We start from the raw sequence: 17,370 nt of genomic DNA on the forward strand, positions 1-17,370 counted from the left end.
TTAAGAAATAATCGCCGAATTTGGCGTTTTTCTAATTAATTCCAGTCATCGTATACTTATCTCAGGAACTAACAATTCCCAATTTTTTTGTGGAGGTATGGAAATTGGAAAATTATAAGAAAGTAAAAAACGTACTTAACTGGAAACGAATCTTAGGAGTAGGAGTAGTTGCAGGAACATTGCTAGGTTCTACCTCTGCATTTGCAGCACATGGTGTAAACCAGGACCAAACTGAGACTTCAACCAGAGTGCAGGGCAAACTTGGTGGAGGGTTCCTTGTTTCTCAAAACCAAGGTGCAGGTGATGCTGCAACACAAATCCAAGGCACCGCTTTTTCAAAGAAAGTATCTCAAAGCCAAGCAGCTGATAAATTTACAGCTCAAGGGCAAGCAGCACTTGGCGTTTTGGTTGGTCAAGGCCAAGGTTCTTCAAATGAATCATCACAAATTCAGCTTGCTGCCTTCGCTAAAAAGACAGATCAAAATCAAAGCTCAACTGATACTGTTCTGCAAGGTCAAGGAGCTTTAGGTGTATTGATTGGTCAAGGTCAAGGTTCAAGCAATGACACTACTCAATACCAAGGAACTATCGGCAAACATAATAGCCAAAACCAAACTGGATCAAATACAAGTGCTCAGGGTCAAGGCGCATTGGGAATATTGATTGGTCAAGTTCAAGGGTCATCCAATGACAGCTACCAAGGACAAGAGTCACTGGGTAAACATAATTCTCAAGATCAGGATTTCACAAATGAAACAGCTCAAGGTCAATTGGCAGGCGGATTATTAATTGGTCAGGCTCAAGGTGCTGACAATAATTCTACCCAAGACCAGTATGCTGAAGGAAAATGGAATGACCAAGAACAGGGCGTTTATAATGGAGTGGGGCAAGGCCAAGGAGCTCTTGGCGTCCTAATTGGCCAGGAACAAGGAGCTTCAAATGATTCAAACCAATTGTCTGAAGCTTACGGTGTAGGCAACGACCAATACCAAGGAGCAGCAACCGAAACAACTCAAGGTCAATCTGCTGTAGGTGCACTAATTGGTCAATCTCAAGGTTCCGCAAATGAGTCCGGTCAGGGTGCAACAGCTGTTGGAGTTGGCAACGGGCAAGGTCAAGAGGTTATTGGTGTAACTGATCAAGACCAATCTGCCGTTGGTATCGGTGTAGTTCAGGAACAAGGTTCAGCAAATGCTACCGGGCAATCTGCTTATGCTGAAGGACTTGGTAATGGACAATACCAAGGCACTTACAATGAAACTGCTCAAGATCAGGAAGGTGCATTTGGTGCTGCACAAGAGCAAGGTGCGGTCAATGAAACTGCACAAGGCGCAGATGCATCCGGTGCGTTTAATGAACAAGGGCAAGTAGCTGTTAATGAAACTTCCCAAGGCCAAAGCGGCGCGCTTGGTGCTGAACAGTCTCAAGGCGCAGCAACTGACACAACTCAAGTTGCAGCGGCTGATGGTGATGGAAACGCACAAGCTCAAGAATCAGTAAATTCCGCAGAACAATCTCAAGCTGGAGCTGCCGGTGCTGAGCAAGCTCAAGGTTCATCCAACACAACAGCGCAAGGAGCACAGGCTGCCGGAGATTGCAACGAGCAGTCACAGGCTAGCGAAAATACTACAACACAAGGTCAGGCTGCAGCAGGTAATGTTGACCAGTCCCAAGGTTCTGCAACTGGAACAGCACAAACAGCTTCTGCGGTTGGAGCAGGTAACGATCAAACCCAAGCTGCATCAAATGAAACTGTTCAGCAGCAAGATGCAACTGGCAGCGGTACTCAAAGACAAACTTCAGGTGGTCTATCCACTCAAATGGCATCTGCATTTGGTGCTGGCATTACACAAACTCAATCTTCCGGCTCAACAGTTGTACAATCACAATCTTCCAATTAATTTATAGCATTGATTTGGGTTCAGCTCCATCTGGTATTACGCTGGATGGGGCTTTCTTTAATACTTATTCATGTTAATCCGTAGGATGGAAGGGGACAAGTTATGTTTAAGAAAAGTGTAGGAACCATTGCAGCTGTTGCTTTATTAACGATTGGAGCAGGGAGCGCGTTCGCTCAAGATAATGATTCATCCGTTAGCCAAAATCAATCGATCTATGGCGGTAAATACCAATTACAAATGGATTCAATTAAAAAGCAAAAGTTACAATTGCAAACAGCTGCTGGTGAGAGCCAGTCCGGAAGCGCAACAGGAGTTCAAACTCAGGTTTCTAACGGATCAAGTGAAATGAGCCAAGAACAGTCAGCTAACACAAATGTTAGCGATCAGGGCCAGTCAACAGAAGCGAGTGTTGATAATACTCAAACTAACGAATCTTCTGGTCTTGCGGTTCAAAGCCAATTGGCCCATACCAATGTCTTCCACTTCCAGGCATCTGTTGAAGGAGGGCCATCTATTCAACATCAAATAGTACAGCGTTCCTCTGTGAATTATCAGTCTGCTATTCCGAATGCTGCCCCAAGTACTTCTAGCGTAGAGTAAAAGAGGGGTATTTGGATTTTGGGAGTTAGAATCAAAGAAATAGAAAGCAGAATGACGATAGCTGTCATTCTGCTTTTATATATTTAACTGTTCCTGCAGGTTATCCTATTGCGTGAAGCAAGAAATTAGTCAGAAACAGAATCGAAACAATATAGATTGATAAAGAAAGCTGATGTCTATTGTTGGTAAACAGCTTAACTAGCGGGTATGCGATAAATCCGAACGCAATCCCATCGACGATACTGTAGGTTAATGGAATCATGATGATGACAAGAAATGCCGGAAAGGCCTCCGTGAAATCCGTGAAATCAATATTCACGATATTGGTCAGCATCAATCCCCCGATAATAATCAGAATCGGTGCAATGGCCGTTGCTGGAACCAGTTTGATGAACGGCATGAAGAAAAGCGATGCTAGAAAAAGCAGCCCTGTAACAACAGACGTTAAACCAGTTCTTCCGCCTGCGGTAATTCCTGCTGCCGTTTCAACCGTTGAAACGGAAGGGCTCGTACCGAAAAGCCCGCAGAAAATCGTGGTAATGGAGATAGCCTTTAAGGATTTTCCGTTTTTCTCAGGCGCTTGCAGCATCCCGTCGACTTGGGAATGAAGCAGGCCGATATTTTCAAAAACCAGCACCAGCACCAGTGAAAAAGCAGCAGTCCAAAATGGAAGGGCCGTTATTTTTCCAAAATCAGCACTTAACAGGACGTTTTTATAGTCTGTAAAGGAGATAAAGCTGGTGTGCAGACCCGAGAAATCTACTAATCCAAAAAAATAGGAGACAATCGTTCCTAGAATAATGCTGATCAAGAAATTCCCTGGAACCTTCTTTAAAAATAAGAACAATGTGATGATTAGGTTAATAATTGACGCCAGAACAATCGGTGCTGCCAAGTTGCCCATCGCTACAAAGTTCGTCGGATTCCCGACGATAATCCCGCTTTTTTGAAGGCCGATAAAGGCAATAAATAAGCCAATTCCAACTGAAATGGATTCCTTTAAAGATGTTGGAATAGCTCTGGAGATTATGACCGATAGTTTGGAAAATGCTACAACCACAAAGAGGATGCCTGAGACAATAACCGCGGCTAATGCTTCTTTGTAGTTCAGCCCCATTGTTCCGACAATTGTATAGGTGAATAAAGCATTAATTCCCATACCTGGAACGATGATTAATGGTGCGTTGGCGACAAACGCCACGAGCAGGCAGCCTATCAGCGACGATATTACGGTTGCAATAATGCCAGCTTCTAACGGTATGCCTGCATCCTGCAGAATACTTCCATTGACAGCGATAATATAGACAATGGAAAAGAACGCCGTAACCCCCGCAATAACTTCCTTCTTCAAGCTTGTTCCGTGCTCGCTAAGTTTAAAAATTCCCTTCATTTTCTTATCACACTTTCTAGTGTGTCCCTCTCCCGCCCGCATCAAGTTAGAATTCTATGAATCAACTTATGCCGGGGAATATTATAACACAGAAAATGACAATAACAAGAGAGGAGCTTGCTTCCAGCTAAGCTGCCTGCAGCACCTACCGTAACGCTCGAGAATCCGATCACGCCAGCTAGGTGCTGCGGTATTACAAAATTTAGGATAGAGTATGAAACGCGTTTCAGGTCAAGGAGATTGATACAATTTTTTCAAGAAAACTTGGGTACAGCCACATCAACTGAACGCAAGTCTTTAGATTAGACTGTACCGCGTTCAATCAATCTAACAGGAATCTCCTGATAAGAAATTTCCTGATTTTCCTCGATTCCTTGAAGAAATAGATTTCTGCCAATTTCTACAAGCGGGATTTCAATCGTCGTGATGTCCATTATTTGAGAGATCGGCTGGTTATTAAAGCCAATCAGCGCTAGGTCTCTAGGAATGGAGATTTGCAGATTCCTTGCGCAGGTGACGATTCCGGCAGCAACATCATCATTTGTCACCAGCAAAGCAGTCGGAGCATCCGGCATTTCTATAATCTTTTCCACGACTCGTTCTCCATCCTCAAAATAAAGACAGTTATCAAATATGAAAGCAGGGTCATATGGCAAATGATTTTTTTTCAGAAAAGCCTTATATGCCAGTTCTCTAAACTTACTGTTTGTACCCGTTTTTCTCCCGATGGAATAACCAACTTTTCGATGCCCTTTTTGAATTAAATATTCCAGCGCATAGATAAAGGTTTGATAGTGATCCACAAAGGTAGATGGCACATTTTTACCTCTAGTATCCTCACACAGAATAATCGGCCCATAAGGAAGAAACTCCTCAATTAACGGCCAGCTGCTTGCTCTCGAACAAATGATTAACGCATCAATTTGTTTTTGCTTTAACATTTGCAAGGCGTCTAATTCTCTTTCTTCCTTATAGTTGGTTTGGAAAAGAACGAGATTATAATTATGTGCTAATGCTTCATGGGAGATTCCTTTCATTAATGAAGCGAAATAGGGGTGGTCAATGTATGGGACCACCACACCGACAAGGAAGGTTTTTCCCATGCTTAAATGAACCGCGTTAATATTTGGCTGGTAATTGCTTTGCTTAATGGCATCGAGGACAGCCTTGCGCTTTTCCTCTTTGACATATGGGTGATTATTGAGCACCCTAGATACCGTTGTGACGGAAACGCCGGCCATTTTTGCTAAATCTCTGATATTAGTCAAGGTGTCAGACACTCTCCATCGTTGCTATTATTAGGAAGAGTATAATACTTTTTTTAAGCAAAATGAAGGATGGAGGGCATGACCAGTTTAAGTGTTTAAACGTGAACGGGCTTTGGAGCAGGGATGTTTAACTTCATAAATTTCCTGCCTCTGTTCGGATAAATCCCCTCTGTTTGATACCAATCCCAGGCTTTTTCGCCTTTTTTTCGACCAATGGCGCCGCTCATGATCAACCCAGGTTTCACCAAATGGCAGGGAAGCCCCTTGATGTAATAAGTTTGGTTTGTCGTGAATTCAGTCAACACAATGGTGTCCTCTATTCTGCTGGTCACTTCGAAAAGGCTGTCCCGCCGGTCGGTAAACTGATTAAATTTGTGCTGGATTTTTTCCATATCCAAATCGAGATTAAAGTCATCGAGGTGAAGCCGCGGAAAATCGCGTAAAAAGAGGCTGTTCAGCAGGCGTTCGCAGGTTTTAAGGTCGGAGCGGGCCTCATTCGCAAATTGGTTAACAAGTCCATACCAAGAAGTGCCAACCCTTCGGTCCAGCCAGCGGACGAAATTTTTCAACTGCATCAGGAATTTTTCGGTTTCTTTTTCTTGCGGCGTAATTTTCATACAATGAGGAAAATGAGTGAAGATTAATTCTTCCCAGAATGAGGAATCGCATTCTTTCCATGAAGGAGGACAGGTATCTTCTAACGTATCGGTCATAAAGCTTGAAAAAATTTCGAGAAATTCATTGCGGAGCTTGTTGGCAGGCTGTTCCCGTTTGTAGGAGAGAATATCTTTTCCATAGTAGAAAAAGTGGCCGCGTTGCCGAAGGTGAAATTGGGAGCCTATCGCCATGTTCTTTATAAATTCTTCCCGTTCCTCCGGATTAGCGAATGGCTGTATAAATACATTCATTTGCAGCTTGTTGCCGCAGCATTTCTCCTGAGGTTTGCCGCTGCCGCACGGACATAAAGATTGTTTTTTCATAGAACGAATCAACCAGCTTTCTAAGTGGATTTTTTTGAAAGGGGCAAGAGAAGATATTCTAGGGGTGACAACCGTATTATAACTTATCTATGAAAAAATGAATCTGAAAGTTGTGTGAACGTAGCGGTTTGTAAAAATTGGATTTGGTGTCAGCCTGCGGTAAAGTAGAATTAGTGGATTTTTACGGGAGGACTTTGATATGAAAAAAGCAAAAGCAAACATCACGGCCATATTAATAGCGGACCGGGCGGGTACGTTTGTGACCAGAAGGATTCCGGAGGTACAACTTGAATTTGGCGGAATAAGAGGTGATCGTCATTTCGGAGTAACGTTCGCGGCTGACTCTAGGCAGCCTATGTATCCAAAGGGGACGGAAATTCTGAACCGCCGGCAGATTACCGTTGTTTCAGTGGAAGACTGTGCGGAGATTGCCAAAGAGTTAGGGGTACCGCATGTTATGCCTGAATGGCTTGGAGCGAACCTATTGGTGCAAGGCTTTCCGGGGTTGACCAAATTAACGCTGGGCTCGCGGATTCTGTTTCCAAGTGGGGCCGGATTGATCTGCATGGGGGAAAACCTGCCGTGCATCTTCCCTGGTGAGGAGATTCAAAAGCACTTTCCGGAGTATCCTAAGCTGGCCGCACGTTTTGTCCGTGCTGGGTATAAGCGGCGGGGAATCGTTTGTGCAGTGGAAAGACCGGGGGGCATTTCCGAAGGTGAAGAGGTACAAATATTGGTAAATGATTATATGAATCCGATGCAATAGTTTTTATACTTGAAATGATTTTTACATAACAGGGGGAATTCATATGCAATTTTCTTTCGACCATTTAGTTTGGTTCTTCAAAAACCCGGGGGAGGCCATTGAGCCTCTTGAACAAATAGGGTTAAAATTGGTACCCGGCGGACGCCATGAGTCTTGGGGGACGTATAACACCTTAAGTTATTTTGGATTAAGTTACTTAGAGTTTTTAGGAATTGAGGATTGGCAGCGTGCGGAAACGCATGAGGCCAACCGGTTGATTACGCATATTGTGGAACAGCTTCCGAAGGATAATGGGGAGGGGCCGGCCAGAATTGCGATTCGTACAAATGAGATTGAAGCATTGGCGGAACAGCTCAAGGAGGAAGGATTCACGGTTTATGGGCCGATTCCGGGAGAGCGTGTCCGCGGTGACGGCGAGGTCATTAAATGGTCGCTGCTATTCCCAGAGTATGCTGGGTCGGAGTTGCGGCTTCCTTTCTTTATTCAATGGGAGAAATCCGACGACGAACGGTTGGCAGAACTAGACCAGTTAGGCCTTATTGGCCGCCACCCGGCGGGGAGTGTCCAATTTGAGAGTGTTGGTTTTGCGGTTCATAATTTGGACGATTCCTTGGCCATCTGGGGGAAACTCCTTAACCTCCAAGTGAACGAGGAGTTCACAAACCATGAATTAAATGCTCGGTGCAGAAAAATAGCCCTGGCCGGAACAGAGCTTTTGTTTTGCAGTCCTATGGGGGAAGGGATTACCGCGAAAGTGCTGAAGGAAAAAGGGGATACCCCATTCATAGTAAACCTATCAAACACAAACCAAACCCAGATCTTTGAAAAGCTAAATGGTTATTGGAGTTTTCAATAGGTATACTTGTCCGCTTTAACGCGCCGGGGGCAAGGCCCCAGTTGCATTAATACGTGAATGCATCTGAAGCCTGACTGTGTTTTTCTTTTTCGAATGCGGTGACGATATAGGCAAATCCGTTCATTAGGAAGTAAATGACGTTGGATTGGGCTCGCTCGGTTTCACCTAAATAGGTATTAATGATGGTGAAAACGGAATATAAAATGACAAAGAATAAGGCGATTTTGTTGAAAATGGCCATTGCTTCCAACCCCTTTATTTAGATGCTTATATTAGCTTATTTGCTTGCAGGTGATTTTATGCAGTGGGACAGCCCCCGGCTTGTTAAGGTAATGGTGATTGAGGGACTTATACCTAGTGTATTAACGGTAAAAAGGAAGGTGACTCGGCACCTTCCTTTTTTGACGGGAATTTTTAGCGGTACATGGTCCACTTCCCAATATCTTTAAAGCCAAGCCGTTTATAAATACGGCCTGCTTCCGGGTTATCATAGAAGAGACAAAGCGTTTTACCTTCTGCTAGAACATCTTTAAATAACTTTTCCATGATAGCTGTTGCTAGACCTTGACGGCGGTTTTCCTTTCGCGTGCAGACTCCGACAATCATAGCTGATATGGAATTTTCCGCTGTCGTGGAAACACAGGCGGTCATCAGGCCTTGGCGGGCGGTATAATAGGTTCTTCCTGTGTTGGATTCCATCGCATTTATTAGCATCTTCCGGGCATCACTTCTAATGTGAAATTCCTCAATGCTGCTGCGAAGCTCAATGATTTGATCAACGTCCTCAATTGTCGCCTTTTTAACCTCAACATCATTGTCACCAAGACCATCGTCAGAAAGGCACTCTGCAAAAAATGTTACTTGTTTTTTGCCAAGAGATAGTTCCTCAAAGCCCTCGAATTTTTCCACGATATGGGACTTCCCTGATAGAAAAATAGGCTGCGTGTACTGTCTCATAATGGAGACAAAGCCGGCAGTATCAAATTCTCCCTTTGCGTAAGGAATGAAAGATTGATGGAATCTTAGCAGAACAGCTTTAATCGTGCTCTGTTCATCAAACTCTGCCCAAATTTCCTGAAACTCCGATGAATATCCGAAAGCCTCGATATCCCCGATGATAAATAGATTAATAGATGGTTCCTCACTTAAAAATGCGAGAACCTGCTGATGGTCTTGTTCGGTAAGCTTTCTAATCACGCCAATCCCCCCTTGTTTTAAATAGAGTACTCGTGCAATATGGAAAATTCAAGAATTTTTTTGGAAAGGCTGTTTACAACTCGTAATCTTAAAAGATATATAAACTATGAAGAGTTCATAACGCCTGAACGGTTGGAGGAATCAGTGACTCGGTAGTTATGAAGAGTTCATAACGCCTGAACGGTTGGAGGAATCAGTGACTCGGTAGTTATGAAGAGTTCATAACGCCTGAACGGTTGGAGGAATCAGTGACTCGGTAGTTATGAAGAGTTCATAACGCCTGAGCGAGTTGAGGACCGAGTGACTCGGCAGTTATGAAGGGCTTATAACGCCTGAACATGTGGAGGAAGCAGTGACTCGGAAGTTATGAAGGTGTTCATAACACCCGGGCGGTGAAGGAAATTAGGATTTCGGTAGTTATGAGGGGTTCATAACGCCTGAACGACGAAGGAAATCATCGCTTCGGTAGTTATGAAGAGTTTAACGCCCCATTGTTGAAGGAAATGGAGGCTCTGGTAGTTATGAAGGAGTTCATAAAGCCCGGGGGATGAAAGAAATGAGGGTTTCGGTAATTATGAAATGCTCATAACGCCCAAACATAGAAGGAAATTATCGCTCGGGTAGTTATGAAGAGTTCATAACTCCCCATTGATGAAGAAAATTGGAGCTCCGGTAGTTATAAAGAGTTTATAACTACTAAAACGGTAAAAGTAAACCGCTACTCGGTGTGATGGAATAACACAAAAGGCGAACAGTCCCGTGTGAACTGTCCGCCTTTCGTTTTACCAATTTTCTGGGTTAATGCGGGGTAAGCCCCTTTTAAGTAGTTTAGTAATCCGTTACGGTGAGATTTCTGTCCAGGTAGGATTCGATTAGCTCACTGACTTGGTAAGAGACCTGCGGGGAATCGAAGTTTTCGAATGCATGTTCACAGCTGCCTTTATAGCTCATTATTTCGTTATAATGGCTCATATGCCGTTCAATGACTTCCTCACTATCTTGACGATTCTTATGTCTTTCGATGACCGTATCACGATCCGCGTACACAAAAATTCGTACAACATGATCTCCATACATTTTTTTCAGCTTTTCAGCACCTTCGGGATTTAAGGTCAAATAAACGAAATCATGATTCTTAAATGCCTCGACAACATCTTGTTCACGAATCCCATAATGGATTCCATCAATCTCGACGCTTTCGAGAAATTCTTGTTGGGCTTGCATGTTTTTGAAGGTTTCTTCAGTTATAAAGTGGTAATCTTCGCCGTCTTTTTCATAATGCCGTGGGGAACGAGTGGTGTAAGAGAGAACAGTTTCCATGTCAAATGCGGTAGCGACATTTTTCGCAATAGTTTTTCGTCCGGAACCATCAGGACCTGTGTAAACGAAAATTTTTTCTTTCCCTTTAATCTGATACATCGAGGTACCTCCTTTTATTTTTATAAGATAGCCCTTTATCTGGAGGAAATCTTTCTGGATGCATATAGGGTATACTATCATTATATCAAAATGATAACGAAATGGGAATGTGTGGCTTTATAGGAAAAAACAACTAGGTGCTTGCCGGATATGGAGCCTTATCCTAAAAAAGAAAGGAAGAAAGAAATGGACAAATTCATGAAACGGGCTGTAGAGCTCGCACTTCAAAATGTGGCAGAAGGCGGGCAGCCGTTTGGAGCGGTGCTTGTCAAAAATAATACAATCGTCTCAGAGGGTGTAAATGAGCTCCACAAAAAGTTTGATATCAGCGGCCATGCGGAGTTGCTGGCCATTCGCCGCGCCCAGGAACAATTTCAAACGAATGATTTATCGGAGTGTGTAGTTTACGCCAGCGGTGAGCCTTGCGCGATGTGCTTGACAGCCATGTACTTTGCCGGAGTTGAAAAAGTCTATTATTGTGCGTCGGTAGAGGACGCCGCTGAAGTGGGTTTGGGAAAATCAAAATCCATTTACGAGGATTTGAAAAAGTCTCCATCCGAAAGGTCCTTGCAATTTATCCAAATGCCTTTAAAAGACGGACAAGAAAGTCCAATGGAGCTTTGGAAAAAACGGCTTTGAAAAAATACAAAGTGCGAAACAGTTTACAAGCATATGGTTAAAATGAAACTTTTATAGACATGTTACGTATATAAATATATACGATTACAAGGAGATGTATGTAATAAATGTTTCTAGCAGAACTTCAGCCTGAGGAGAAAAGGGCATTTCTTGAACTTGCGGCGATGATTGCCAATATTGATGGGAATTTGTCGATATTTGAAAGTTCCGTCCTTAGCAAGTTTCAAAAGGAAATGGGGCTGAAGGATTACAAACACGAAGGTCTCGCAATCGAAGACATTCTAAAAACTTTCAAAACTGAACGCTCCAAAAAAATCGTTTTAGCAGAACTCTTACAACTGATTTATTCAGATGGGGTTTTTCAAGAAAAAGAAAACGAAACCATCCAAATCATAAAGGAACACTTTGGATTCGATGCCAATGAATTCGGCAGCTTCAAAGACTGGATAGAAAAAATAAAAGAGTTGTCAGCAAAATAAAAGGTGCCTGACCCCCGCGTGCGGTATCGCGGCGGGGATCAGGCACCTTTTCTATTGGTTAGACTTCTACAGCGCTCACTTTAACGGTCCAGTTAAATGGATCCTCGAGCTTGCCTAATTGAATGCCTGTGATGCCATCATAGAGGCGTTGGGATGTTTGCCCGATTTTGCGGTCGTTAATGACGATCGTTTTGCCGTTCCATGTTAATTCGCCAACAGGTGAGATAACGGCTGCTGTTCCAGCTCCGAAAACCTCTTCCAGTTCTCCACGCTCATATGCCGCAAAAACCTCTTCAATGGAGATTCTCTCCTCGCGGACAGGTTCTCCCCAATGTTTTAAAATCTGAATAACAGAATCACGAGTTACCCCTGGTAAAATACTGCCATTTAGCTTAGGTGTAACGACTTCACCATTTATTTTGAAGAAAATATTCATGCTGCCTACTTCTTCAACATATTTGTTTTCCTTCGCATCTAACCAAAGAATTTGCGCGTAGCCGTTCGCTTCGGCCTTTTCCTGGGCTTTCAGGCTTGCTGCGTAATTGCCTGAAGTCTTCACGTGTCCAACCCCGCCAAGAACTGCGCGGACATAATGCTCTTCAACATAGATGTTAACAGGATTTAATTGATCCCCATAATAGGCACCTGACGGAGACATGATAACAAGCAATGTATATTGATGGGCAGGATGTACCCCAAGACCTGCCTCCGATGCATAAATGAATGGGCGAATGTAAAGCGATTGTCCGGCGCCTTCCGGAACCCAGTCTTTTTCAACTGTAACCAATTGTTTAATCGCTTTTAATAAGAACTCCCCATCAACTTGCGGGATGCAAAGCCTGTCGCAGGAGTCGTTCAGACGCTTCATGTTTTTATCCGGACGGAAAAGCTGCACCTCACCATCTGGAGTTTTATAGGCCTTCATTCCTTCAAAAATCGCTTGTCCGTAATGGAATACCATGGATGATGGATCAAGTGTTAATGGTCCATAAGGTACAATCCTGGCATTATGCCAGCCGTTATCTGTATGATAATCCATTACAAACATGTAATCCGTAAAATACTTCCCAAATCCAAGCGAAGCGGGATCAGGCTTAGCCTTTAATTGTTCTCGTTGAATAAATGTAATCTCTTGTGTCATCTTCGCACCTCATCTCGAAATCTCTTATATATAGAGACTACGACTTTTTCAGAAAAAACACAATAATTTGAGTATGGAAAACTTGGTATTCCATGGCACTTTAACGCTTTAAATTAATTTGTACGCCTTATGGTCCGTTAATGTGCAAAAATGATGCTGGCAAATTGCGTTCAAAGAGGCTTAAAAAATAAGGCTCCACCAATGGCAATCCAAATGAGCCCAAATGGCACTGACATCCATGCAGTGAAGAATTGGTCATTAAAGAAGAGCAGGCATAGTGAACTTATTAATATGAAATAACTGATTGGGGCAGGCAATGATTTTACCTTTATACTTCTAAGGCCAAACAGAAACAATCCGATAATTAACATAATGAAACCGAATGGTGCTGCCGGTTCCCACGCGCCATTCAAGAACTGTCTTAGTGAATGCCCGATAAAATAAAGGACGCTTCCAGATTGAATGAGGATAAAGGCGAATTTCGCAAGACCTTTATGGAGGAAAAGCTCCCGGTAAAAAATCACCATTCCACTTGTAATAAACAGCATTCCAATACTGAGCGGCGGCATCGAACCTTTTGAATCACGGTAGATGTCCAAATCTGGGTTTCCAGGGGGGCTAAGAGCCAACCGGGAACCAACTATCACCCAAACTAGCCCGCCGATGAACAACAACAGTGCATGGAAACGAAACCTCATTTTTTCACCTCTTGTTATGATCGTTTAGATTGCCTTCTAAAAAAGCGTGTTATCTAAGCGGATATCAAAATAGAATTATTGGAAAAAATATGAAATAAATATATTCAATTATTTTAAAAAAATTGCTGTTTTCGTAAATATTGTTGTTTTTGGTCCTATAAGACCGAATCGCTGATTTTTACAAGCCTTGGGGTGCATAGAAAGGTTATATACGACTGGACAAGTTATATTACCAAGTGTTCTATCGCTTACAGCGGGGCAATATGTTATTCCTTAGTCGGAAAGCCACAATATTTTGAAAAGATTCTAAAAAATAAGTTCTTCGAAAACACGACAATAACTCCTGCTCTTTTGCCTAATCCTAGTGATTTTTCACTGCAAAGCAAAATAGGATGAAATAAGACAATAAAAGCAAGGGAGAGGATTGTCGTGCCAATCGAGTGGAATGAAGAGGATGGGATCTTTCATTTATTTAATGACCGGACAAGTTATTTGCTTCAAATTGTACATAGAAAATATCCTGCCCATTTGTACTGGGGTAAGCGGGTTCACACATTGCAGCCTGCTTCGATCCTTTCCTTTAAAGGCAGGACCTTTTCGCCAACAACGGAACCAACAAGCAAACAATTTTCCCTGGACACTCTTCCCCAAGAGTATCCGGCGTACGGCAACGGTGATTTTAGGTGCCCGGCCTATCAGCTGCGCACCAGTGACGGGTCCACGATTACCGAGTTTGTTTATGATTCACATGAAATCTTAAAAGGAAAGCCATCCCTAGCAGGGCTGCCTTTTGCCTATGTCGAGGATGATTCCGAAGCGGAAACCTTGGTCATTACGATGGTTGATTCTAAGCTGGGGATAGGGATTAACCTCTTTTACACTATTTACAGGGACTTTGATGTGATTACCAGATCGGCTTCCTTCGAGCACCTAGGAACCCAGGCGGTGGAAATACACAAATGTATGAGCATGTCCTTGGACTTTCACCATTCTGATTGGGACTGGCTCCATCTTCACGGAACATGGGCAAGGGAGCGCTATCTCGAACGGGAGCCGCTCCATCATGGAGTTCAATCGATTTCCTCCTCAAGGGGCGCCAGTAGCCACCAGCATAACCCTTTTCTCGCACTGCTTTCAAAGGATGCGGGCGAAGAACATGGAGAGGTCTATGGGGTTAGTCTCGTGTATAGCGGTAATTTTGAAGCGTCTATTGAAGTCGCTCCTTACGAAACAACGAGGCTCTCGATTGGCATCAATCCGTTTGATTTCATTTGGCTATTAAAGCCTGGGGGAACATTTCAAACCCCGGAGGCCATCATGGTTTATTCATCGGCAGGTCTTGGCGGAATGTCGCGAACCTTTCACAAACTATTGCGAGCCAGGGTGTGCCGTGGAACCTATCGCGATAAATTACGCCCAGTCCTTATCAATAACTGGGAAGCCACCCGTTTTGATTTTTCTGAACGAAAATTAAAGGAACTGACGGATGCGGCGGCAGAGCTTAAAATCGAGCTATTTGTACTTGATGACGGCTGGTTTGGGCGCCGCGACAATGACAAAAGCTCGCTAGGGGACTGGACAGTCTACCAGAAGAAACTGCCACACGGGTTAAAGGGCTTGGGGGACTACGTGCAAACGAAAGGAATGAAATTTGGACTGTGGGTCGAGCCGGAAATGGTCTCGCCTGACAGCGATTTGTACCGGAAGCATCCCGATTGGTGTCTGCATGTAAAGGGGCGGAACCGGACGCTGTCGCGGAACCAGCTCATTCTTGATTTATCCCGGAGTGAGGTCTGTGAGTGGCTTCTCGAAACACTCACAAACCTCTTCCGCAGTGCCCCGATTTCCTATGTAAAATGGGATATGAACCGAAACATGACAGAGATTGGTTCCGCTGTACTCTCTCCTGAACGGCAGAAGGAAACAGCCCACCGTTATATGCTTGGCCTTTATCATATATTAGAAAAATTAACCGAACGTTTTCCGCATATATTATTTGAAAGCTGCTCGGGAGGCGGTGGCCGCTTCGACCCAGGCATGCTGTATTACATGCCGCAAACCTGGACAAGTGATAACACAGACGCAGTCGAAAGGCTGAAAATCCAATATGGAACTAGCATCGTTTATCCGGCCATCACCATGGGCGCCCACATCTCAGATGTACCGAACCACCAAGTTGGACGAATAACACCCATTCAAATGAGATTGTCTGTGGCCATGGCTGCCAACTTAGGTTTTGAATTAAATGTCGACAAGCTGAGCACGGAAGAAAAACTGGCGGTACAAAAGGGAATCCAGCACTATCGTAAAATCCAGGGTCTTATTAGCTTTGGTGATTTGTATAGGCTTCTCAGCCCCTTCGAAGGACTGGAAACAGCCTGGATGTACGTCGCGGACAATCAGCAGCATGCGGTTGTTTTTTACTATCAAACACTAGCAGTCCCGAATCCACCCTTCCGTCGCATTCTGTTACGGGGATTACATCCGAAACAGAAATATCGGCTTAACAACGAGGAAAAGCTCTTTTACGGGGATGAACTGATGAAGATGGGTGTAGCCTTGCCACTCGTAAAAACTGATTTTTTCTCGGAGATATTCGAAATTCACGCGGAAAATTGAAATATTAGGCGAACCACTCCAAATTAGGTAAAATAGAAGGAATGATAAAATTCTCAATGAACTATGTAAATAAACAAGTGGGGGTTAGTAAGTTGAAAAGAAGAGTAGTGATTACGGGTATTGGAGCGGTTACCCCTCTCGGTAATGACGCCCTGACGACATGGGATAATATTAAAAACGGCATTTCAGGCATCGGTCCGGCCACCCTGTTTGATACAGATAAAGTAGATGTCAAAATCGCAGCGGAAGTAAAAGACTTCGCACCAGAAAACTATATGGATAAAAAAGAAGCGAGGAGAATGGGGCGTTACAGTCAATTCGCGATTGCTGCAAGTAAAATGGCGGCAGCGGATGCCGGCATTCAGATTGGTACAGATATTTATCCTGAACGGGTCGGAGTATGGATTGGTTCAGGCATCGGCGGGCTGGGCGAATTTGAGGAACAGCATAAGAAATTTATTGAAAAAGGCCAAAGAAGGGTTAATCCGTTTACGATTCCAATGTTTATTCCGGACATGGCAGCCGGCCAAGTCTCCATTGAACTTGGTGCCAAGGGAATGAACAATTGCTCTGTTACCGCATGCGCATCCGGTGCTAATTCCATCGGCGATGCTTTCCGCGTGATTCAAAAAGGCGATGCCGAAATGATGATTGCCGGAGGAACGGAAGCCACCATCACAGAAATGACGGTTGCCGGATTCTCTAATATGACCGCCCTTTCGAAAAATCCAGATCCGAATACAGCAAGCCGGCCTTTCGATAAGAATCGTGATGGCTTTGTGATCGGGGAAGGCGCCGGCATCGTGATATTGGAAGAATTAGAACATGCACTAGCCCGCGGTGCCCGCATCTATGGAGAAATTGCTGGGTACGGGGCTTCAGGCGACGCTCATCATATCACAACACCGGCACCAGATGGAGAGGGCGCCCAGCGTGCGATGAAAGCAGCCTTGGAGGACGCCGGAATCTCACCTGAACAAGTGGACTATATCAATGCCCACGGTACGTCCACTTATTATAATGACTTGTATGAAACGATGGCCATCAAAGAGGTATTTGGCGGCCATGCCAACGGCTTATCTGTAAGCTCGACCAAATCGATGACCGGACATATGCTTGGGGCAACGGGTGCGATTGAGGCTATTTTTTCGCTGCTTTCCATCAAGGAAGGGATTATTCCGCCAACCATTAATTACGAAACATCAGATGAAGGTCTGGATTTAGATTACGTTCCAAATACAGCGAAAAAGAAGGATGTTCAAGTCGTCTTATCCAACTCCTTCGGTTTCGGCGGACATAATGCAACATTGATTTTTAAAAAATATATTAAATAAAATGCGGATTTTTCTACATGTTTAGCCAAAAACTTCGCTTTTTTATGACATTTGTCATGTCTAGTCCATGACACATGCTACTA

General features: G+C 43.8%; 16 protein-coding genes. 8 read left to right on the forward strand and 8 right to left on the reverse strand.

Annotated features, from left to right (window positions below):
• Window positions 1-104 precede the first annotated feature (104 nt).
• Together ACZ5B7_RS02230 and ACZ5B7_RS02235 are read left to right on the forward strand one after the other, a co-directional pair.
• Window positions 105-1,901, forward strand: a complete 1,797-nt coding sequence (locus ACZ5B7_RS02230) for a hypothetical protein (protein ID WP_464492457.1) — start codon at window positions 105-107, stop codon at window positions 1,899-1,901.
• Window positions 1,902-2,003: 102 nt separating this feature from the next.
• Window positions 2,004-2,501 carry a hypothetical protein gene (locus ACZ5B7_RS02235; RefSeq protein ID WP_464492458.1) on the forward strand — a complete coding sequence of 166 codons (498 nt, stop codon included), beginning with the start codon at window positions 2,004-2,006 and terminating at the stop codon, window positions 2,499-2,501.
• A gap of 100 nt (window positions 2,502-2,601) precedes the next feature.
• On the opposite strand, the gene ACZ5B7_RS02240 is transcribed toward ACZ5B7_RS02235, so the two are convergent.
• From ACZ5B7_RS02240 to ACZ5B7_RS02250, 3 genes are all read right to left on the reverse strand, one after another.
• Entirely contained in the window at window positions 2,602-3,891 is a 1,290-nt protein-coding gene (locus ACZ5B7_RS02240; RefSeq protein ID WP_464492459.1) for an NCS2 family permease, read from the reverse strand.
• Window positions 3,892-4,193: 302 nt separating this feature from the next.
• Window positions 4,194-5,159, reverse strand: coding sequence for a LacI family DNA-binding transcriptional regulator (locus ACZ5B7_RS02245; protein WP_464492460.1), 966 nt, complete (start codon window positions 5,157-5,159; stop codon window positions 4,194-4,196).
• A gap of 95 nt (window positions 5,160-5,254) precedes the next feature.
• Window positions 5,255-6,139: a hypothetical protein gene (locus ACZ5B7_RS02250; protein ID WP_464492461.1), complete on the reverse strand. Its 885-nt coding sequence runs from the start codon at window positions 6,137-6,139 to the stop codon at window positions 5,255-5,257.
• Window positions 6,140-6,338: 199 nt separating this feature from the next.
• On the opposite strand from ACZ5B7_RS02250, the gene ACZ5B7_RS02255 reads away from it, so the two are divergent.
• Together ACZ5B7_RS02255 and ACZ5B7_RS02260 are read left to right on the forward strand one after the other, a co-directional pair.
• Window positions 6,339-6,905 (forward strand): MOSC domain-containing protein, encoded by a 567-nt coding sequence (locus ACZ5B7_RS02255; protein WP_464492462.1) that lies wholly within the window; start codon window positions 6,339-6,341, stop codon window positions 6,903-6,905.
• A 43-nt stretch (window positions 6,906-6,948) separates the two neighbouring features.
• Window positions 6,949-7,761 (forward strand): VOC family protein, encoded by an 813-nt coding sequence (locus tag ACZ5B7_RS02260; RefSeq protein ID WP_464492463.1) that lies wholly within the window; start codon window positions 6,949-6,951, stop codon window positions 7,759-7,761.
• A gap of 46 nt (window positions 7,762-7,807) precedes the next feature.
• Here ACZ5B7_RS02260 and ACZ5B7_RS02265 read toward each other — a convergent pair whose 3' ends face one another.
• From ACZ5B7_RS02265 to ACZ5B7_RS02275, 3 genes are all read right to left on the reverse strand, one after another.
• Complete coding sequence (locus tag ACZ5B7_RS02265) at window positions 7,808-8,002, reverse strand: hypothetical protein (protein WP_213147620.1); 195 nt, start codon at window positions 8,000-8,002, stop codon at window positions 7,808-7,810.
• 173 nt (window positions 8,003-8,175) lie between these two features.
• The gene (locus tag ACZ5B7_RS02270; RefSeq protein ID WP_464492464.1) at window positions 8,176-8,958 is read right to left on the reverse strand and encodes a GNAT family N-acetyltransferase; all 783 of its coding nucleotides are present in this window, start codon (window positions 8,956-8,958) and stop codon (window positions 8,176-8,178) included.
• An 828-nt stretch (window positions 8,959-9,786) separates the two neighbouring features.
• Window positions 9,787-10,377, reverse strand: coding sequence for a guanylate kinase (locus ACZ5B7_RS02275; RefSeq protein WP_464492465.1), 591 nt, complete (start codon window positions 10,375-10,377; stop codon window positions 9,787-9,789).
• A 186-nt stretch (window positions 10,378-10,563) separates the two neighbouring features.
• Here ACZ5B7_RS02275 and ACZ5B7_RS02280 point away from each other — a divergent pair, with 186 nt between their 5' ends.
• Both ACZ5B7_RS02280 and ACZ5B7_RS02285 read left to right on the forward strand, forming a co-directional pair.
• Window positions 10,564-11,016, forward strand: a complete 453-nt coding sequence (locus tag ACZ5B7_RS02280; RefSeq protein ID WP_464492466.1) for a nucleoside deaminase — start codon at window positions 10,564-10,566, stop codon at window positions 11,014-11,016.
• A gap of 107 nt (window positions 11,017-11,123) precedes the next feature.
• Window positions 11,124-11,495, forward strand: a complete 372-nt coding sequence (locus tag ACZ5B7_RS02285) for a hypothetical protein (protein ID WP_464492467.1) — start codon at window positions 11,124-11,126, stop codon at window positions 11,493-11,495.
• A gap of 58 nt (window positions 11,496-11,553) precedes the next feature.
• Here the strand turns inward: ACZ5B7_RS02285 and ACZ5B7_RS02290 are convergent, their stop codons facing one another.
• Together ACZ5B7_RS02290 and ACZ5B7_RS02295 are read right to left on the reverse strand one after the other, a co-directional pair.
• Window positions 11,554-12,636, reverse strand: coding sequence for a branched-chain amino acid aminotransferase (locus ACZ5B7_RS02290; RefSeq protein ID WP_423800576.1), 1,083 nt, complete (start codon window positions 12,634-12,636; stop codon window positions 11,554-11,556).
• A gap of 170 nt (window positions 12,637-12,806) precedes the next feature.
• Window positions 12,807-13,334 carry a hypothetical protein gene (locus ACZ5B7_RS02295; protein ID WP_464492468.1) on the reverse strand — a complete coding sequence of 176 codons (528 nt, stop codon included), beginning with the start codon at window positions 13,332-13,334 and terminating at the stop codon, window positions 12,807-12,809.
• 429 nt (window positions 13,335-13,763) lie between these two features.
• Here ACZ5B7_RS02295 and ACZ5B7_RS02300 point away from each other — a divergent pair, with 429 nt between their 5' ends.
• Both ACZ5B7_RS02300 and fabF read left to right on the forward strand, forming a co-directional pair.
• Window positions 13,764-15,953, forward strand: a complete 2,190-nt coding sequence (locus ACZ5B7_RS02300) for an alpha-galactosidase (protein WP_464492469.1) — start codon at window positions 13,764-13,766, stop codon at window positions 15,951-15,953.
• Between the two features lie 92 nt (window positions 15,954-16,045).
• Window positions 16,046-17,287: a beta-ketoacyl-ACP synthase II gene (fabF, locus tag ACZ5B7_RS02305; protein ID WP_464492470.1), complete on the forward strand. Its 1,242-nt coding sequence runs from the start codon at window positions 16,046-16,048 to the stop codon at window positions 17,285-17,287.
• The last annotated feature ends 83 nt before the right edge of the window (window positions 17,288-17,370 follow it).

The organism is Neobacillus sp. S1115 (assembly GCF_055385565.1).